Source organism: Allobosea sp. TND4EK4 (genome assembly GCF_900156025.1).
Taxonomy (GTDB): domain Bacteria; phylum Pseudomonadota; class Alphaproteobacteria; order Rhizobiales; family Beijerinckiaceae; genus Allobosea.
In genome coordinates, this window is record NZ_FTMO01000011.1 from 60,232 (window position 1) to 74,902 (window position 14,671).

At 67.3% G+C, this 14,671-nt stretch carries 15 protein-coding genes; 6 read left to right on the plus strand and 9 right to left on the minus strand.

Going from position 1 to position 14,671, the window contains the following annotated elements; genetic code table 11:
• Nucleotides 1–3: 3 nt before the first annotated feature.
• The 5 genes from BW981_RS16320 to BW981_RS16340 all read right to left on the minus strand — a co-directional run bounded on the left by BW981_RS16320 (nt 4) and on the right by BW981_RS16340 (nt 7,136).
• The gene (locus BW981_RS16320) at nt 4–2,691 is read right to left on the minus strand and encodes a nitrate reductase (protein ID WP_076441118.1); all 2,688 of its coding nucleotides are present in this window, start codon (nt 2,689–2,691) and stop codon (nt 4–6) included.
• Entirely contained in the window at nt 2,691–3,905 is a 1,215-nt protein-coding gene (locus BW981_RS16325; RefSeq protein WP_076441120.1) for an NAD(P)/FAD-dependent oxidoreductase, read from the minus strand. The genes BW981_RS16320 and BW981_RS16325 overlap by 1 nt, the downstream gene beginning before the upstream one ends.
• A 3-nt stretch (nt 3,906–3,908) precedes the next feature.
• Nucleotides 3,909–5,228: a CmpA/NrtA family ABC transporter substrate-binding protein gene (locus tag BW981_RS16330; protein ID WP_076441122.1), complete on the minus strand. Its 1,320-nt coding sequence runs from the start codon at nt 5,226–5,228 to the stop codon at nt 3,909–3,911.
• A 295-nt stretch (nt 5,229–5,523) separates the two neighbouring features.
• Nucleotides 5,524–6,558 (minus strand): CmpA/NrtA family ABC transporter substrate-binding protein, encoded by a 1,035-nt coding sequence (locus BW981_RS16335; protein ID WP_076441123.1) that lies wholly within the window; start codon nt 6,556–6,558, stop codon nt 5,524–5,526.
• A complete protein-coding gene (locus BW981_RS16340) occupies nt 6,555–7,136 on the minus strand; it encodes an ANTAR domain-containing response regulator (RefSeq protein WP_076441125.1) in 582 nt (193 codons plus the stop codon). Before BW981_RS16340 ends, BW981_RS16335 begins: the two co-directional genes overlap by 4 nt.
• A gap of 194 nt (nt 7,137–7,330) precedes the next feature.
• Here BW981_RS16340 and BW981_RS16345 point away from each other — a divergent pair, with 194 nt between their 5' ends.
• The 4 genes from BW981_RS16345 to BW981_RS16360 are packed head-to-tail and all read left to right on the plus strand — an operon-like array spanning nt 7,331 to nt 11,391.
• A complete protein-coding gene (locus BW981_RS16345; RefSeq protein WP_076441127.1) occupies nt 7,331–8,248 on the plus strand; it encodes a hypothetical protein in 918 nt (305 codons plus the stop codon).
• A 28-nt stretch (nt 8,249–8,276) separates the two neighbouring features.
• Nucleotides 8,277–9,548 (plus strand): extracellular solute-binding protein, encoded by a 1,272-nt coding sequence (locus BW981_RS16350; protein ID WP_210188680.1) that lies wholly within the window; start codon nt 8,277–8,279, stop codon nt 9,546–9,548.
• A 56-nt stretch (nt 9,549–9,604) separates the two neighbouring features.
• Nucleotides 9,605–10,537: a carbohydrate ABC transporter permease gene (locus tag BW981_RS16355; protein ID WP_076441190.1), complete on the plus strand. Its 933-nt coding sequence runs from the start codon at nt 9,605–9,607 to the stop codon at nt 10,535–10,537.
• Nucleotides 10,534–11,391 carry a carbohydrate ABC transporter permease gene (locus BW981_RS16360; RefSeq protein WP_076441130.1) on the plus strand — a complete coding sequence of 286 codons (858 nt, stop codon included), beginning with the start codon at nt 10,534–10,536 and terminating at the stop codon, nt 11,389–11,391. Before BW981_RS16355 ends, BW981_RS16360 begins: the two co-directional genes overlap by 4 nt.
• A 75-nt stretch (nt 11,392–11,466) precedes the next feature.
• Here BW981_RS16360 and BW981_RS16365 read toward each other — a convergent pair whose 3' ends face one another.
• The 4 genes from BW981_RS16365 to BW981_RS16380 form a co-directional block, all read right to left on the minus strand.
• On the minus strand, nt 11,467–11,682 hold the full coding sequence (locus tag BW981_RS16365; RefSeq protein ID WP_076441132.1) for a hypothetical protein: 216 nt from the start codon (nt 11,680–11,682) through the stop codon (nt 11,467–11,469).
• 106 nt (nt 11,683–11,788) lie between these two features.
• Nucleotides 11,789–12,718 (minus strand): ribokinase, encoded by a 930-nt coding sequence (locus tag BW981_RS16370; RefSeq protein WP_083712415.1) that lies wholly within the window; start codon nt 12,716–12,718, stop codon nt 11,789–11,791.
• 261 nt (nt 12,719–12,979) lie between these two features.
• Nucleotides 12,980–13,210 (minus strand): hypothetical protein, encoded by a 231-nt coding sequence (locus BW981_RS16375; RefSeq protein WP_076441134.1) that lies wholly within the window; start codon nt 13,208–13,210, stop codon nt 12,980–12,982.
• 200 nt (nt 13,211–13,410) lie between these two features.
• Nucleotides 13,411–13,620 carry a cold-shock protein gene (locus BW981_RS16380; protein ID WP_076441136.1) on the minus strand — a complete coding sequence of 70 codons (210 nt, stop codon included), beginning with the start codon at nt 13,618–13,620 and terminating at the stop codon, nt 13,411–13,413.
• A gap of 416 nt (nt 13,621–14,036) precedes the next feature.
• On the opposite strand from BW981_RS16380, the gene BW981_RS16385 reads away from it, so the two are divergent.
• Together BW981_RS16385 and BW981_RS16390 are read left to right on the plus strand one after the other, a co-directional pair.
• Nucleotides 14,037–14,306, plus strand: coding sequence for a hypothetical protein (locus tag BW981_RS16385; protein WP_076441138.1), 270 nt, complete (start codon nt 14,037–14,039; stop codon nt 14,304–14,306).
• Between the two features lie 64 nt (nt 14,307–14,370).
• Nucleotides 14,371–14,613, plus strand: coding sequence for a hypothetical protein (locus BW981_RS16390; RefSeq protein WP_076441140.1), 243 nt, complete (start codon nt 14,371–14,373; stop codon nt 14,611–14,613).
• The last annotated feature ends 58 nt before the right edge of the window (nt 14,614–14,671 follow it).

The window sequence follows — 14,671 nt, forward strand, 5'->3', positions numbered from 1 at the left end:
AAATCATGCGGCCTCCGTGCTGAACGCCCGCGCGCCGATGCGGCGGATCTCTGGCAGGCAGGAGCCGCAATTGGTTCCGGCCTTCAGCCTGAGGCCGATCTCCTCGGCGGATGTCGCGCCGGCCGCGAAGGCAGCGCGGATGGCATGGAGGCCGACGCCGAAGCAGGCGCAAATCGTCGGGCCGGGTTCGGTTCCGCTGGCGGCGCGGCCGGCCAGCAGGGCGAAGCGATGCCCGATCTCGGCAGTGGGGTCGGCGAAGACGGCCTTGACCGTGTCCCAGAGCGGCGCCCGGCCGGTCGGCGCGAGGAAGAGCGCGGCCAGCAGCCGGCCCTGATGCACCACCGCGCAGCGATAACCGCCACCCTCCCGATCAATCAGCTCGACCAGGCCCTCCTCTCCGAATCGGGCGCGGACCAGGGCCATCGCCGAGGCGATCGTCTCGTTTGTGGCGAAGAGCCGGCCTTCGCCGCCCTCGACGGCAAGCCGCGCCCACCAGCTCCCCTCCGGCAGCGGGAAGGCGTCGCGCGACAGCACGAAGCCTTGCGAGGTGAAGGTGACGGGGCCGATCGAGGCCGGGGTGGCCTTCAACTCGGGCTGGCCGGAGCACGGATCGACAAGTGCCTGCACCGCGGCGCCGATGCGGGCGTCCGATGCCGTTTCTGCGGACCAATGGATCGGCGCGAAGAGCGAGCCTTCCGGAATGCCCGTATCGGTCGCCACCTTGAGGATGGCCTGGCCTTCGCGCGTCTCGATTCGGGCAAACTTGGCTTCCACCAACCCGTATCGGGACGCGTCGGCGGGATGGACCGAGACCGCGGGCTCCGCGGTATGCGCGCTCAGCCGCGGACTCAGCCCCGTGCGGGTCATGGTATGCCAGTGGTCGCGCACGCGTCCGGTGTTGAGCCGAAGCGGGAAGCGCGCATCGGTCGCGCTCGCCGGCGCGGGCTCGGCGAGCGCCTGCATCTGGGCCCGGCCATCGCCGGTGAAGAACCCGCCATCGGCGAAGAGCCGCGCCGTGCCCTGCGGCCTGTCCCATGGCACAGGCCATTGCACCGGTGCCAGCGCGTCATAGGCGGCAAGGCTCAGCCCGGCATGGGCGCCGATGTCGAAGTCCCGCGTCCCCTCGTTCTCGAAGGCGGAGAGCGCCGCGTGCTCGGCGTGGATCGCGTGCGGCCCCCGGAAAGAGAAGGCGTCGCTGAAGCCGAGGCGCTTGGCGACCTCGCAGACGATCCACCAGTCTGGCTTGACCCCGCCCGGCAGCGGCAGGAAGGCGCGCTGGCGTGAGATGCGACGTTCGGAATTGGTGACGGTGCCGTCCTTCTCACCCCAGGCCGCGGCCGGAAGGATGAGATGCGGCTTCGCGGCGAGCGTATCGTTGGAGAGGACGTTCTCGGAGATGACGAAGAGGTCGAGCCCGGAAAGCGCGGCGCGGACCGCGTCGGCCCGCGGCAGGGAAACGGCGGGATTGGTCGCCATCACCCACAGGGCCCGGATGCGCCGATCGGCCACCGCCTCCATCATCGCGACGGCCTTCAGCCCCTCGCGCTGGGCCATGGCCGGCGCGCCCCAGAAGCGCTGTACGCGCTCGATTTCGGCAGGCGTGTAGCCCATATGGGCCGCGAGCGTGTTGGCCATGCCGCCGACCTCGCGCCCGCCCATCGCATTGGGCTGGCCGGTCAGCGAGAGCGGTCCGCAGCCCGGCCTTCCGATCCGCGCCGTGGCGAGGTGGCAGTGCAGGATGGCGGCGACCTTGTCGGTACCCTGTGCCGACTGGTTGACGCCCTGGCTCCAGGCCGTGACCACGGCGGGCGTCTGCCCCCACAGCGTGAAGAAGGCCTTGACGGAATCCTCGGGCAGCCCGGTGCGGGCGGCGACCGCCGCGCTGTTGCCGGCGATGTCCCGTGCATTCGCCAGCGTCTCGTCCAGGCCGGCGACGTGGCGCTCGATGTAATCGCGCGCGATCAGGCCATGATCGGCGAGATGGACGAGAAGCCCCGCGAAGAGCACGCTGTCCATGCCCGGCTTCAGGGGCAGAACGAGATCGGCATCCTCGGCCGTCGCGGTGACCCGCGGATCGATCACCACGACCTTGGCCCCGCGCTCGGCCCGGTTCTCCTGGATGCGCCGGAACAGGACGGGGTGGCACCACGCGGTGTTCGATCCCACCAGCACGATCAGGTCGGCGGCATCAAGGTCCTCATAGGACCCGGGCACGGTGTCGGAGCCGAAGACGCGCCGCTGCGCCGCGACGGTCGAGGCCATGCAGAGCCGCGAATTGGTATCGACATGCGGCGTGCCGATGAACCCTTTCGCCAGCTTGTTGGCGACGTAGTAGTCCTCGGTCAGGAGTTGTCCCGAGAGATAGAAGGCGACGGCCTCCGGTCCATTGTCGCGGATGACCGCCTTGAACCCCTCGGCGGCCCCGTCGAGCGCCTGGTCCCAGCCCACAGCGTCGTAGCCGCCAGCCGCGTTCCGCCGGAGCGGGTGCAGGACACGGTGACCCTGTGCCAGCGTTTCGCCCAGCGCCGAGCCCTTCGAGCAGAGCCGGCCGCGATTGGCAGGATGGTCCGGGTCGCCCGCGACGGCGGCGCCGCCCTTGCCATCCGCCGTCGCCAGCACGCCGCAGCCGACGCCGCAATAGGGGCAGGTGGTGCGGGTCGCGGTCGGGGCGAGGGGCGCGTCGTGCCGCATCAGGCAGCTTCCCGGACGCAGTAGCTCTCGCCGAAGGGCAGGTCGGTCCGCAGCGCGGAGACGTCCTGCCCCGAGCGGATGAGCCGCAGATAGAACAGCGCGCCCTGGGTCTCGCCGACGAGGATGCAGCCGACGAGGCGCCCCTCGCGCAGCACGAACTTGCGGTAGACCCCGGCATCGGGATCGCGCAGGACGATGGTCTCGCACCCGTCATCCGCCTCGACGGTGCCGGCGGAGAATACGCCGACGCCGGAGACCTTGAGGTTGGTCGCCAGCAGCGAACCCGCATAATGCGCGTCTTTGCCGGCGAGACCGGCGGCCAGCACGCGGGCCTGCTCATAGGCCGGTTCGACCAGCCCATAGACCTGACCGCGATGCTGGATGCACTCCCCGAGCCCGAAGATATCCGGGTCTTCCGTCGCGAGCCGGTCGTCGACGAGGATGCCGCGCTCGACAGAGAGCCCGGCCGCCCGGGCGAGATCGGCGTTCGGGCGCACACCGATCGCGACGACGACCAGTTCGGCGGGGATGACGCTGCCGTCGCTCAGCACCACTCCTTCCACCTTGTCGGTGCCGATGAAGTGGTCCGTGGCGCTGTTCAGGCGGATCTCGACCCCGCGATAGTCGATGGCGGTCGCCAGCATCGCCGCACCCTCGGCGTCCAGCTGCCGCTCCATCAGCCGGTCGGCGAGATGGACGAGCGTGACGCGCCCGCCCGCCCGAGCGAGTCCCGTCGCGGCTTCCAGCCCGAGCAGCCCGCCTCCGATGACGACGATTCGGGCGCCCCGCTCGGCCTGCGGCCGCATCGCGCCGACATCGGACATCTCGCGGAAGGTCTGTATGCCGGGCAACTCGGCCCCCGGACAGGCGAGCCGGACGGGCTTGGAGCCGGTGGCGAGGACCAGCTTGCCGTAGGGCAGGCAGAGCCCGCCGGCGAGCGCCACCGTCCGGGCCGCCCGGTCGATCGCCGTGACGGCCCTGCCGTAGAAGGTCGAGACGCCGCGCGCCCGCCACCACGCGGCGGGCTTCAGCTCGAGGTCGTTCGCCGCGATCTCGCCCGCCAGAAACGGGGAGAGCAGGATGCGATTATAGGCGAGCCGCGGCTCCTCGCCGATCACCGCGATGGCATGGCGGCCGAGCGCCTGCTGGCCGAGTTCCTCGACCAGCCGCGTCGCGGCCATGCCCTTGCCGACGATGACGAGCGGCTCGGCCATGGCTCAGGCCACCCGCTTGATCTTGAGTGCCTTGAGGTAATCCATCGGCGCGGCGGGATCGAACTTCATGCCGTCGAAGAAGGTCTCGACGCCGCGCGAATCGGCCGTCGGGGCGCCCGCGACGCCGAGCGTCTTGGCCGCCTCCCGCCAGAGATCGGCGCGGTTGGTCCTGTCGACCAGCGCCTTGATGTCGATCGTCGGCTCGAACTTGCCCCAGCGGATGTTCTCGGTGACGAACCAGGTGTCGAGGCTCTTCCAGGGATAGGAGGTCGAGCCCCCTTCGCCCCAGAACTTCATGTAGAGATTGGTGCCCTTGGCCTCGCGGCCGTTGCCGTAGTTGATGTCGCCCTTGAGGCGCTTGTTGATGTCGCCGACCGGCACGTTGAACCATTGCCGCTTGCCGACGATCTCGGCGAGCTCCTGCCGGTTCTCCATCCTGTCCGCCCACATCTGGGCTTCCATCACCGCCATGATGATGGCCTGCGTCGCCTTCGGGTTTGCGTCGACGAAATCGGCGCGCATGCCGAGGATCTTCTCCGGATGGCGGAACCAGAGTTCGCCGGTGGTCAGGGCGGTGTAGCCGATGGCCTGGTTGACGAGCTGCTCGTTCCACGGCTCGCCGACGCAGAAGCAATCCATGGTGCCGACCTTCATGTTCGCCACCATCTGGGGCGGCGGCACGACGATGACCTTGATGTCGGTGTCGGGGTCGATGCCGCCGGCGGCGAGCCAGTAGCGGATCCACAGATCGTGGGTCCCGCCCGGGAAGGTCATGGCGGCCGTCAGCTCCTTGCCGGCCGCCTTCTTGCGCTCGAAGGCCTGCTTGAGTGGCGAGGCATCCTTCTGGACGTTCAGGTCCTTGTATTCGTTCGAGACCGAGATCGCCTGCCCGTCCTCGTTGAGGTTGAGGAGAGTGTACATCGGCAACGGCTGGCCGTTCTGCATGACCTTGCCGGTGGAATAGAGATGCGTCTTCGGACGCAGGATATGGCCGCCGTCGATGCCGTTGTTCTTGAAGCCGAGCGCCATGTTGTCGCGTGTCGCGCCCCAGCTCGCCTGCTTGGCGATGTCCATGTCGGGCAAGCCGTATTTCGCGAACATCCCCTTCTCCTTGGCGATGATCAGCGGCGAGGCGTCGGTCAGCGCGATATAGCCGAGGCGCGTTCCCTTGACCTCGGGCCCGGCCGTCTGCGCGAAGGCGCCCGAAGGCAGCGCCGTGCGCGCTGCCGCAAGAAGCGCCGCCGTTCCCGCCAGCTTCATCAGGCTCCGCCGGCCCGGCCGGCTCAGGATGGTGGTCGCTTCGCTCTCGACTGCCTTGCTCATCAAACCCTCGCTGTGATGCTCCGCCGTACGCCATCCCGAACGCGAAAAACGCCGCGCGAATGCGCCCTGTGCAGGCACGTTCGACAGCGACGTTGCTGTGTTCCGAAATCGGGGATGGCGCGGGCAGCGTTGGCCGCGTGAACCAATCCTATCAAGGATCGTGCCAAAGCCGACTCGAAAACCCTCTTTGGATTTTCAATGAGTTGCGGGACGCCAGTCCGCCAGACGCCGCCCATTGCGCTGCACAACGAATGACCGTCTGAGCAGGGATTGGGCAGAAACTCCTGATGCCGCTTTAAAAGGCGGGAGACAGAAAGACGCTTCTCGCCATCGCCCTCATCTCCTCGGAAACCCGGGTCTGTCCCGCCTGCTCCATTCCCGCCAGGACCCAGTCGGCATCCTCGGGCGCCGGGCGAAGAGCCGCGAGATCGAAGCGGATGAAGTGTGCGACATGGCGCGGCGGCCGGCCGCCGCCTTGAACCAGCTCCCGGTTCAGGATGCGCTCGAGCAGCGCCTGCGGCAGGCCCAGCCGGTCGGGGGCCGAGAGATGCTGCGCCATGCGGGCCGCGTTCCCGGGACGGCACGCCCAGTCGCTGGCGGCGAGGATCGCGGCGTTGAGCTTGGCGACGGCGGTCGGGCGGTTCGTCGCGTCGTCAGCCCGCCAGGCGAGCACCTTGTCGTGGCAATCGCGGCGCAGATCGACGCTTGCATGGATCATCGCGCCGATCCCCGCCTCGACCGCGGCCGAATTCCACGGCGCACCGGCGCAGAAGCCGTCCACCCGTCCGCTCGTCAGCGCCTCGACTGTCTGCGGCGGCGGGACCACCTCGAAACGCACGTCTTCTCCGAGCCGCAGGCCAGCCTTGGCGAGCCATTCGCACAGCAGATAAGTGTGCATCGAGAAGCCGAAAACGGCGGCGAAGGTCAGTGGCGGCAGGCCCGAGGCCGAGCGGCGTGCGACCATCGCAGCGAGTGCCCTGGCGGAAACGGCCGGGTCGGCGATGTCGCCCTGTGCATGCCGGCACAGTTCCTCGAAGCGGCGCAGCGACACGGTGATGGCCGCGCCGTCGCGGTTGAGCCCGATCGGCACGGACATCGGCGCCTTGACGCCGCCGATGCCGAGGGTTGCGGCGATCGCGGCCGGCCCGAGCATATGGGCCGCGTCGAACAGGCGGACATTCAGCTTGTCGCGCAGATTCGACCAGGACACCTCCCGCACCAGTTCGAGATTCAGGCCCTGCTCCTCGGCGAAGCCTTCGTCTTTCGCCAGTGTGACCAGCGCGCAGTCAACCAGAGGCATGAAGCCGACCCGCAGGTGCAGCATCGTCATTTCAGCATCTCCGCGGCGGTGATCAGGGAGCGCGCGATGTCGGCGAGCTTGCGTTTCTCGTTCATCGCCGTGCGCCGCATCAGCGCATAGGCCTCCTCTTCCGACAGGCCCTTCATGCGCATGACGATGCCCTTGGCACGGTCGATCGTCTTGCGCTCTTCCAGTTGTGAACGGGCGTCCTCCAGCTCTTCCCGCAGCTTCCGAAAGGCGTTGAAGCGGCTGATGCAGGTCTGCAGGATCGGCTGCATGCGCTCCTTCTTCAGCCCGTCGACGATATAGGCGGAGACGCCGGCTTCGACCGCAGCCTCGATGGAGGCTGAATCCGACTGGTCGACGAACATCGTGATTGGCCGCCGGATATGGCGGCTGACCAGGAACATGTCGGCGAGGGCGTCGCGGCTGGGATCCTCCAGGTCGATCACGACGACATCGGGATCGTGCTGCTCGATGGCGGCGACGAGCCCCGTCGTGGTGGCGACGCGGACGAGATCGGTGTAGCCGGCCTCGCGCAGGCCCTCCTCGATAATCGCGGCGCGGACCTTGTTGGTGTCGACGATGAGAATCCGCAAACTCGGCACTTCGCCCGGGAAACGTGGCTCGAGCCCCCTGCTATTCAGAATTCATGCCATGGCCGCTCGCGCGCCCTGGGGAGGGGGAAGGTTGCGGCCGCACCGGATTTGCCGTTTCCGGGCTTGAAGCGTCTAAATTGGTTCTATAGTGGTATTATCATGCAGGCGCTGATGGTCGCACCCCTGTCGAAGGAACCGCCGCGATGACCCGGCCGGCTCCGCGCGCATGGGCCGATGACGGGCAGGCCCGGTCCTCCCGCTGTGGCTGGCAGGTGCTGGCTCGGGCGAGCGAACGGGGAAGCGCGCCCTTCAACGACGATCTGGCCGGCACCGAAGGCGCCCACGCCTGGATTCTCGACGGTTCCGCCTTCTTCTCCGGTCCGCCCCGCGTGACCGATCTCTCCGAAGGCGCCTGGCTGGTGAGCGCCGCCGACCGCCGTCTGGGTGCTGCCGCGCTGGACGCCATGTCGCTGCCTGACGTCGCCCAGATGCTGGAGAGCGGTCTGGCTGCCGATTATGCAGCCCTGGGAGAAGGCCATCCGGAGCGGCCGCCGGGCGAGGGGCCCTCGGCCGTCTTCGCGCTCCTGCGCATCCGGCCGGAGGGAGAACTCTTCCGCGTCGAAGCGATGCTGCTTGGCGACGTCTCCGTCCTGGTCGAGGACGAGGGGCGGCTGACGCGGTGGACGGATGAGCGCGTCGCGCCTTTCGAGGCGCGCACCATCGCGGCCGCCCAGGCCGCCGGCCACAGCGACGGCGTCGTCATTGCTCCGCAGGCGCTGGCGCAGATCATCGAGAACCGCCGCTGGCTCAACCGCGAGGGCGGCTACTGGGCGATCAATCCCAGCCTGCCCTGGCGGCCGGGCCTGCGTTTCGTCTCGCAGCGGGTCTCGGCGCAGGCGACGCTGCTCCTGGCTTCGGACGGCTTCATGCGCCTCGTCGACGTCATGCAGCGCTATGGCGAGGTCGAACTCATGCGGGCCGTGAAGGACAGGGGCGTCGACAGCCTGATCGCGGAGCTGCGGCGGCTGGAGCGCGAGGACGGGCAGGCGCGCCGCTACGCCCGGGTCAAGATCCATGATGACGCGACCGCACTGGTGCTCCAGCCTGCGGCCGGGCGATAGCAGCGAAGAAAAAACAGGGAGAACGAGCATGTCGGATCAGAATCGCAGGCCATCCCGCCTCAGGCGGATGCTGTCCAGGGTGGCGCTGGGTGTCTTTGCCGCGACGCTGCTGGCCCAGGTGCCGGCGCGCGCCGAAGACATCACGGTCTGGAGCTGGCGGCAGGAGGACAAGGCGGCCTATGCCAGGTTCATCGCCGCGTTCCGCAAGACGCACCCCGAGATCAATGTGAAGTTCGAGGCCTTCGAGGCCGCCAACTACAACACGGTCTTGTCGACGGCGCTGGCCGGCGGGACCGGCCCGGACATCGTCCAGGCGCGCTCCTATGGCACGCTCGGCGTCGGCAAGCCCGATTATCTGGTGCCGCTGGACAAGACGATGGTCCCGGAGCTGGCCAACTTCCCGGATTCCGCGCTCGCCGCCGAGACGATGCGCGCCGACGGCAAGCTCTATGCGGTGCCGCTCGCCTCGCAGACCATGCTGGTCATCTACAACAAGGAGCTGTTCGAGAAGGCCGGCGTCACGCCGCCCGCGACCTGGGACGAGCTCATGACGGTGTCGAAAACGCTGAAGGACAAGGGCATCACCCCCTTCGGCAACGGCACGGCGACCTCCTGGCAGAACGAGACCATCGTCGGCGCGCTGCTCGCCTCGCAGATCGGCAAGCCATTCGAGCAGGACGTGCTGGCGGGCAAGGCCGATTTCACCGATGCCCGCTTCGTCGGCGCGCTGACCAAGCTCAACGAGATCAAGGACTATTTCGCGCCGAACTTCTCCGGCGTTGACTATGCGGCCTCGCAGCAGCTCTTTGCCGCCGGGCGCGCGGCGATGTTCGCCGGCGGCTCCTTCGAGATCGCGAACTTCCTGCGCCAGAACCCCAAGCTCAAGCTCGGCCTCTTCGCCTCCCCTGTGGCCAAGGCCGGAGACCAGCGGCTCGTCGCGCTCTATTACGACGGTGGCTACGCCATCAACGCGGCGTCCAAGAACAAGGATGCGGCGCTGAAATTCCTGCGCTTCCTCGGCACGCCCGAATTCGGCACGGCCTTTTCCAACGACCTGCAGAACATCTCGCCGATCAAGGGCGTCAGCTTCGAGAACCCGCTGCTCAAGGAGGTCGCCGCCCTGAACGGCAGCGCGATGTCCTACATCATGCTTGTCAATTTCCGCTATCAGGAGCCGACCGGCTCGGTGCTGCTGCAGGCGGGCGTGCAGAAGATGCTGGCGGGCAAGGCGACGCCGGCCGAGGTCGGTGCGGACATCACCAAGGGCATCGCCACCTATTACGCCCCGTTCAGGAAATGAGCGAGCCGGGGCGGCAGCGCGACGCCGCCCCGATTGCCGCCAGAAGCGTTGATGGCATGACGACCAGCTTCAGAGTCCGTGAGCGGCGCAAGCGCGCCGCCTGGATCGCCTTCCTCATCGTCCCGCCCATGGCGGTGATGCTGGTCTTCGTGGTCTGGCCGCTGCTCCTGGCGCTAAGCTCGGCCTTCTACCGCTGGGAGGGCATGGCGCAGGGAGAGTTCATCGGCCTGCGCAATTTCCGGGACGTGCTGTTCGGCGAGCATTTCGCGGCGCTCACCTGGCGTGCCTTCCGCCACAACCTCTTCGTTTTCGTCGCGCTCTTCGTCGTCCAGAATACGGCCGGCTTCCTGCTGGCCTGGCTCATCTATCGCGAGCCCTATGGCTACCGCTTCCACCGGGTCGCGATCTTCATGCCGGTGATCCTGTCGACCGTGCTGGTCGGCTTCCTCTGGAAGCTGTTCCTCGATCCCAATTTCGGCATCGTCAACCAGTTGCTGGAGATGACGGGGCTCGGAGCCCTTCGCCAGCCCTGGCTGGGCCAGGAGACGACCGCGCTTCCGGCGCTCGTGCTAGCCAATGCCTGGCACTGGGTCGGCTTTCCGGCGCTGGTCTATCTCGCCGGCATGCAGCGCATCCCGCGTGAGATCCTGGAAGCGGCCAAGCTCGACGGCTGCAACGGCTGGCAGATGTTGACGCGCGTCGTCTGGCCGTTGGTGACGCCCTCGACCACCATCACCCTGACGCTTCTCTTCATCGGCGCCTTCAACTGGTTCGAGCTGCCCTACATCATGGCCGGCATCGATGGCTCCCCTTACGGCTCCACCGACGTGCTGGGCCTCTATTTCTATCGCACCGCCTTCGGCAACCAGACGGCGGGCATCCAGGATTTCGGACACGGCAATGCGCTGGCCGTGCTGATGTTCCTGTTCATCGCCGCGTTCGCGACGGTCATCACGCAATATCTCCGCAAGCGGGAGATCGCGCTGTGAGGCGGCCTGCCGACGTCAACGACCCGCTTTTTCCGCGCAGCAGCACCGGCAGCCTGATCGCGGCCGCGCTCCTCGCCGGCAACACCGTGCTGATGCTCTATCCGATCGTCATCATGGTGTTCTCGGCCTTCAAGACCACGGTCGAGATCTTTGACGCGCCGTTCTCGCCGCCGGATTTCGCCTATGTCGAGAATTTCCGGCGCATCTGGGGCGAGACGAGCCTGCCCGGCTATTTCGTCAACTCCGTCGTCATCACCGGGACATCGATCGGGCTGACGCTGCTGCTCGGGACGATGGGCGCCTACGCGCTGGCGCGCTACCGCTTCCCCGGCAATTCCGCGATCTTCATGTTCTTCCTCGCCGGGCTGATGCTGCCGCTGAAGCTCGCCGTGATCCCGCTCTTCCTGCAGATGCGCGATTTCGGCCTGCTCGACACCCGCATCGGCCTCATCCTGATCTACACGGCGATGGGCCTGCCCTCGACGATCTTCATCATGACCGGCTTCCTGCGCACGCTGCCGGTCGAGCTGGAGGAGGCCGCGCGCATCGATGGTGCCTCCGAGCCGCGCATCATGCTTTCGATCATGCTGCCGCTCTCGGTGCCGCCGATGGTGATCGCCGCGATCCAGAATGCGGTGCCGACCTGGAACGATTTCTTCTTCCCGCTGGTCTTTATCCAGTCGGATTCGCGCAAGACGCTGCCGCAGGGCCTCTCGGTCTTCATGGGCGAATACACCACCGATTGGGGCATGCTCTTCGCCGGCCTGACGATCGCGGCGCTGCCGCTGACCGTGATCTACATCCTGATGTCGCGCCAATTCATTCGCGGCATGACCGCCGGCGCCGTGAAGTGACGGGGACAGGCTTCGGCACCGGCGGCGAAACCGGGTGAGCCCGGGAGGCTGAAGAAGGGCCTCGCTGGAGACGCGTCAGGAGGATTTGCGGAAGCGCTCGGCCGCACGGTTGGCGAGTTCGTCCTCATCCAGCGCAAGTTCGGCAAGGCCGGCGACGATGTAGGCCAGGCGCTGCCGTTCCTTCTCGGGATCGGCGCCCGGTTCGGCATGCTTCACCATGGTCCAGGCTTTCTCCAACGCGCCTTGGGCCCGCGCGAGATCGACCGGGTCGGACAACGAGCGAAAAGGCATTCTGCTCTCCTACGCCTTGATGCGGCCCATAATTCCGGGTGGGGCCGAATGCAACCCTTGCGCGCGGACCTGCCGGCGCGATGAATGGCCCCTGGCCGCGATCGGCTCAGCCTCGCTGGAGCAAAGCGTCCGCGGTCGGCATCGACGTCTGCGCCCCATGGGCGAGGCAGGCGAGCGACGCTCCCTTGCAGGCGCGGGCCAGCGCGGCGGGCCAGTCCATGCCATCGGCCAGCGACGCGGCGAGGATGCCGACGAAGGTGTCGCCGGCGCCCGTCGTATCCACGGGCTCGATGGCGGCGGCCGCTGCGTCGATGCGGCTTCCGTCGGGATGGAATGCGATGGCGCCCTTGGCTCCCGCAGTGACGACGCAGGTGACGTGCCCGGTGGTGGCGAGCAGGCTTCCGGCGGCCTCGAGCCCCGCCTCGGGGTTGCCGAGGCATGTCGCAGCCGCGACCGCCTCATGCTCGTTCACGACCAGGATGTCGGCGGCGGCGAGCAGCAGGCGCAGCGCCTCGCGGTCGAGTTCGTGTGGCACCGGCGCAAGGTTCCAGACGACGCGTCCGCCGGCTTCGCGTATCTGCCGCGCCGCTGCGAGCGAGGCGGCGAGGGGAACCTCCATCTGAAGGATCAGCGTGGCGCCCGTTGGAGCCAGCGGTGCATCCGCCGCGGAGACCGCGGCATTCGCCCCGCTTGCGACGGTGATGGCGTTCTCGCCCCGCGCATCCACCGAGATGAAGGCGCAACCTGTCGGTTCTGCAGCTTGCATCACATGGCCGATGTCGACGCCGTTGGCGGCGAGGTTGTCCAGGCAGATCCGGCCGAAGCCATCGGCTCCGACCCGCCCGGCCATGGCGACGCGTCCCGGCGCGGAAACGCGGGCGGCCGCGACGGCCTGATTGGCTCCCTTGCCGCCGCACAGCGTCTCATAGGACGCGGCCAGCACCGTTTCGCCAGGGCGGGCAATGCTGCGGACCTGCGTCACGAGGTCGACATTGAGCGACCCGAAGACGAGGATCGTGTCTGATGACTGAGCCAAGCCTCGGCCCCCCAAGAGCGATCGCGAACGCCTCCGATTCGCGATAGCGAACTGTACAAGGCAACTGTTTCGGAGCAATCGCAAGGCGCATGCGCGGCGAGGTTAGGCAAGCAGCCATGGCTGCAGGGCGGCGCCTGGCCGGCAAGTCGTGCGGTGACGGCGGGCCGGCATCCGCTGCCGTTCCAGCCTGCGGCGGCAGGGAGCAAGCGAGCCCTGCTTGCGGTCGGGCAGCCATCGGTGGCCGCTCGCCCGGAATGCGGTCTACTTGGCAGGCTTGCGCCGGGTCTTCTTGACGGGCGGCGAGGCCAGCGCGATCGCGCGATCCTGCTCTTCCTTGGCGAGGCGCAGTTCCCGCAGGCGGGCGGTATTCTCGACACGCTGCTGGATGATGCTGTCCATGTCCGACGTCATCCTGCCGCGGGAGAGCGTGCGGGTCTGGAGCTTGAGGAACTGGTTGTCCGCGGTCATGCGTTGCTTGGACGGTTGAAGCATGTGGCTTCTCCTTGAGTTGGCAGAGGGGCCGGAATCCGACGCTGATGTCCCGGCAGCCCGATCGGCCGAACAGATGCGCTCGCGTCGGGCGCGGAGCGGTCAGGCCCTAAACAAAAAGGCCGAGCATGGGCCCGGCCTTCTCCTATGGCTCTCGTCGCAGGTGCCAGTACATCCGTGGTCACCTCCGATGAATGGCCTGATCACGCAGCCTGAAGCTGCTCCGCGGCCATCTTGCCCGAGCGGTTGTCGCGGGCGACCTCGAAGCCGATCTTCTGGCCTTCCTGGAGATCGCGCATTCCTGCGCGTTCCACGGCCGAGATGTGGACGAACACGTCCTGGCTTCCGTCATCCGGCTGGATGAAGCCGAAGCCCTTGGTGGAATTGAACCATTTCACGGTGCCGGTGGTCATGAGAACCCTCCTTTGGCAGAACTCTGTCGCTCGGCGGCAGGATGCCGCACGAGTTCAGAACGATTTCGAAAGGGGGATCATCAGTGCCGCGTCGAGGACGCGAAAAAAACAAAAGCCAACCAAGCAATATCGATAAGATGAACATAGAGATATATTTCTGGGATGCAAGGAAATTATTCCGTGAGGCAGAAAGATAAAAGGCTTCGGGTGTTTTGGGGGCTGATATTTCCTTCAAAGACGGGGCTTGAGAGGGGCCTGCGCCCCGGTTCATCCCGGCTGCACCTGCGCCCTGGTGGGCGGCCTCGACCCGCGCGGGGGGCCGATAATGGCGGCGCGCCGATTTCTTCCCCGTGCAGGGCCCGGGCGTGCTACTCTGCATCTCAGCTCTCGAGGCTGCATGCGCGACGGAGCCCCCCATGACACATCGACATTCCCTCGGCGACGAGGTCGAGCTTTCCTTCGGCTTCTTCGATCAGAACGCGGTCGGGACATACGCCGTCACCCGCCTGCTGCCATCGACTCTTCAGGGCGAGCCGCAATACCGGATCAAGGACAAGGACGGCCGCGAGCGGGTGATCGGCGAAGGCCAGATCGTTCTCGCCGGCAAGGCCGCGCAGCCTGTCCGGCCTCCCAGTGGCCACAACGCCATCACCCAGATGTTCAACAGCCTGCGCGACTCCAAATAGCGTCGCGGCGAAGCGGAACACGAGAGAGCGACTCGGTAGAGACCGTGCGAAAGGCGATGACGTGATGGCGGAACGACGCGAACTCTACCGCAGCCCGGACGGCGATTGCTGGTATCTGGGCCGGGAGCCGGTCGACGGCAATGCCTTCGTCATCCACCAGCCCAATGGTTCCGCCGGCGGGCAACTGAGCCATATCGAGCTTAGCGCATTCCTCGCCGAGGGCAGCAAGGCTCGGCCGGAGCAGAGGGCGCTCCTGCGGCTGATTGCGACGCTGGTCGACGTGCCGCCCTTCGGCCCGCGGGGCTGAGCTGGCGCGTGGCCGTTAGCGCAGGCGTTGTCCGAACCAAGCTGGTGCGATGGCAATG

Coding starts and splice junctions, on each gene's coding strand:
- BW981_RS16320 (WP_076441118.1), bottom strand. CDS start 2,691: ATGCGGCACGACGCGCCCCTCGCCCCGACCGCGACCCGCACCACCTGC.
- BW981_RS16325 (WP_076441120.1), bottom strand. CDS start 3,905: ATGGCCGAGCCGCTCGTCATCGTCGGCAAGGGCATGGCCGCGACGCGG.
- BW981_RS16330 (WP_076441122.1), bottom strand. CDS start 5,228: ATGAGCAAGGCAGTCGAGAGCGAAGCGACCACCATCCTGAGCCGGCCG.
- BW981_RS16335 (WP_076441123.1), bottom strand. CDS start 6,558: ATGACGATGCTGCACCTGCGGGTCGGCTTCATGCCTCTGGTTGACTGC.
- BW981_RS16345 (WP_076441127.1), top strand. CDS start 7,331: ATGACCCGGCCGGCTCCGCGCGCATGGGCCGATGACGGGCAGGCCCGG.
- BW981_RS16350 (WP_210188680.1), top strand. CDS start 8,277: ATGTCGGATCAGAATCGCAGGCCATCCCGCCTCAGGCGGATGCTGTCC.
- BW981_RS16355 (WP_076441190.1), top strand. CDS start 9,605: ATGACGACCAGCTTCAGAGTCCGTGAGCGGCGCAAGCGCGCCGCCTGG.
- BW981_RS16365 (WP_076441132.1), bottom strand. CDS start 11,682: ATGCCTTTTCGCTCGTTGTCCGACCCGGTCGATCTCGCGCGGGCCCAA.
- BW981_RS16375 (WP_076441134.1), bottom strand. CDS start 13,210: ATGCTTCAACCGTCCAAGCAACGCATGACCGCGGACAACCAGTTCCTC.
- BW981_RS16380 (WP_076441136.1), bottom strand. CDS start 13,620: ATGACCACCGGCACCGTGAAATGGTTCAATTCCACCAAGGGCTTCGGC.
- BW981_RS16385 (WP_076441138.1), top strand. CDS start 14,037: ATGACACATCGACATTCCCTCGGCGACGAGGTCGAGCTTTCCTTCGGC.
- BW981_RS16390 (WP_076441140.1), top strand. CDS start 14,371: ATGGCGGAACGACGCGAACTCTACCGCAGCCCGGACGGCGATTGCTGG.